Consider the following 2,065-nt stretch of genomic DNA (forward strand, 5'->3'; position numbering starts at 1 on the left):
CTCGGAAGTGTCTAGATTATCCGTGGCGATTCAAACTTTACGTTATCAGAAGGCTCGAAAGAATCTTTCTCAGGCACAAGCACTACTGAAATTTACAGCAGCACAGCTGCCATAAATAATGATTCCGGTCATCATAACCATACCAAGACGCAACTGCTCTATACACACCTTATGGTCGACATTGAAGCTTTTGGCAAAAAGGCTGATTCACCAATCGTATCTATCGGAGCCGTGTTCTTTGATCCATCAACAGGTAATACCGGATCGGAGTTTTACAAAGTGATTAGCCTAGAATCTGCCATGGCCAGCGGCGGGGTTCCGGATGCATCTACCATAATCTTCTGGCTTAAAGCTTCGCCTGAAGCTCGTTCAGAGTTAGTGATGGATGATGCTATTCCGCTCGATGACGCCTTGCTACAACTAAATGAGTTTATAGCTGAGAATGCGGCTAACGGTCCTGATTCTGTACAGGTCTGGGGGAATGGTGCCACTTATGACAATGTCCTGCTTGAGGCATCTTATGACCGGACGGGGATCACCTGCCCATGGAAGTTCTGGAATAACCGGGATGTAAGAACTGTTGTCGAGTTGGGTAAAGCCGTTGGCTGCGAGCCTCGCTATGAGATCCCATTTGATGGAGAAACTCACAAGGCTATTTCAGATGCTCTTCATCAGGTCAAATACGTGTCAGCAATCTGGCAGCGTCTGACTGAACACTGATTTTTTAATTTCAGAAAATGGCCCTGATATGGGCCATTATGAGGTAAATCACATGCTTCAAATGCTGACTTTAGAAGAATGGGCTGCGGAAAAATACCGGAGTAATCCTCCAAGTCTGAATACTTTACGTCGATATGCTAAAGAGAGCATGTTCACTCCCCCGGCCACCAAAGAAGGAAGATACTGGCGGGTAAGAGAAGATGCCGAGATTACAGGTAATTTAACCCAGCCCGTGATTAAAAAATCTGATTCGCCAATGCTTCAAAGGATACTGTCTGATGGCTGCTCGACCACGTAAAAACAACGTCAAGATACCGAATCTTTATCCGCTCTACAGTCGTAAGGTCAATAAAATCTACTGGCGCTATAAGCATCCTGTAACTGGTAAATTTCATAGCCTCGGGACTAACGAGGCTGAAGCAACAGCAATAGCAATAGAAGCTAATGCGCGACTAGCTGAACAGCGCACCAGGCAGGTTTTAGCAATAAGTGACAAGATCGCCTCCAGCAAAGGAAAAGCGATATCAACGAATACATGGTTGGATCGTTATTGGAAAATTCAGGATGAAAGACTAGAGAATGGTGATATCAGGCCAAACACTCATAAGCAAAAGGCTAAACCAGTAGCCCTACTTCGTGAGAGCGTAGGAATGAAATTGATTTCATCTGTCGATGTTCGGGATGTTGCCCAGATACTGGAGTCCTATGTTGCAGAAGGTCAACCGAGGATGGCCCAGGTAGTCCGCTCTGTTTTGATCGATGTTTTCAAGGAAGCCCAACATTATGGCGAGGTACCACCGGGTTATAACCCGGCTCTGGCTACAAAACAACCGCGCCGGCGGATTAGCCGACAACGTCTAAACCTCGACGAATGGCAAAAGATTTTCGCGATAGCTGATGCCCGCCATCAATACATGGGCAATGCAATGCTATTGGCGCTCGTTACGGGTCAGCGGCTCGGGGATATTTCCAACATGAAGTTTAGCGATATTTGGGATGACCATCTTCATGTCGTTCAGGAGAAGACGGGGAGCAAGCTAGCGATCCCGCTATCCCTTAGACTTAACGCGATTGACTGGAGTTTGAGGGATGTAGTTGTGCGTTGCCGTGACTATGCAGTGAGTCCATACCTAATCCACTTCTTCCGGGCAACCTCAATGGCAGAACGTGGAGCGCAGGTGAAGTCGAATACCATAACAATGAATTTCAGTAAGGCCCGTGATAAAGCAGAGATAAATTGGGGAGATGGCACACCAGCAACTTTTCATGAACAACGTTCATTAGCGGAACGTCTGTATGATGACCAAGGAGTAAATACTCAAAGTTTGCTGGGGCATAAATCCCC

3 protein-coding genes are annotated in these 2,065 nt (G+C 46.5%); all 3 read left to right on the top strand.

All coding sequences use genetic code 11. The features are described 5' to 3' along the window. The first annotated feature begins 171 nt into the window (after positions 1-171). The gene (locus M8370_RS23170) at positions 172-720 is read left to right on the top strand and encodes a 3'-5' exonuclease (protein WP_250021853.1); all 549 of its coding nucleotides are present in this window, start codon (positions 172-174) and stop codon (positions 718-720) included. Between the two features lie 52 nt (positions 721-772). Then, positions 773-1,018 carry an excisionase gene (locus M8370_RS23175; protein WP_071787694.1) on the top strand — a complete coding sequence of 82 codons (246 nt, stop codon included), beginning with the start codon at positions 773-775 and terminating at the stop codon, positions 1,016-1,018. Next, the coding region (locus M8370_RS23180) for a phage integrase Arm DNA-binding domain-containing protein (protein WP_250021855.1) at positions 999-2,065 on the top strand (1,067 nt) is incomplete at its 3' end. The genes M8370_RS23175 and M8370_RS23180, both read left to right, overlap by 20 nt.

This window comes from Enterobacter cloacae complex sp. OE43NF, assembly GCF_023544405.1.
GTDB lineage: Bacteria > Pseudomonadota > Gammaproteobacteria > Enterobacterales > Enterobacteriaceae > Enterobacter > Enterobacter cloacae.

What these genes read in the sequence shown, in the direction of transcription:
- M8370_RS23170 (WP_250021853.1), top strand. Translation starts at nt 172, where the DNA reads ATGGTCGACATTGAAGCTTTTGGCAAAAAGGCTGATTCACCAATCGTA.
- M8370_RS23175 (WP_071787694.1), top strand. Translation starts at nt 773, where the DNA reads ATGCTTCAAATGCTGACTTTAGAAGAATGGGCTGCGGAAAAATACCGG.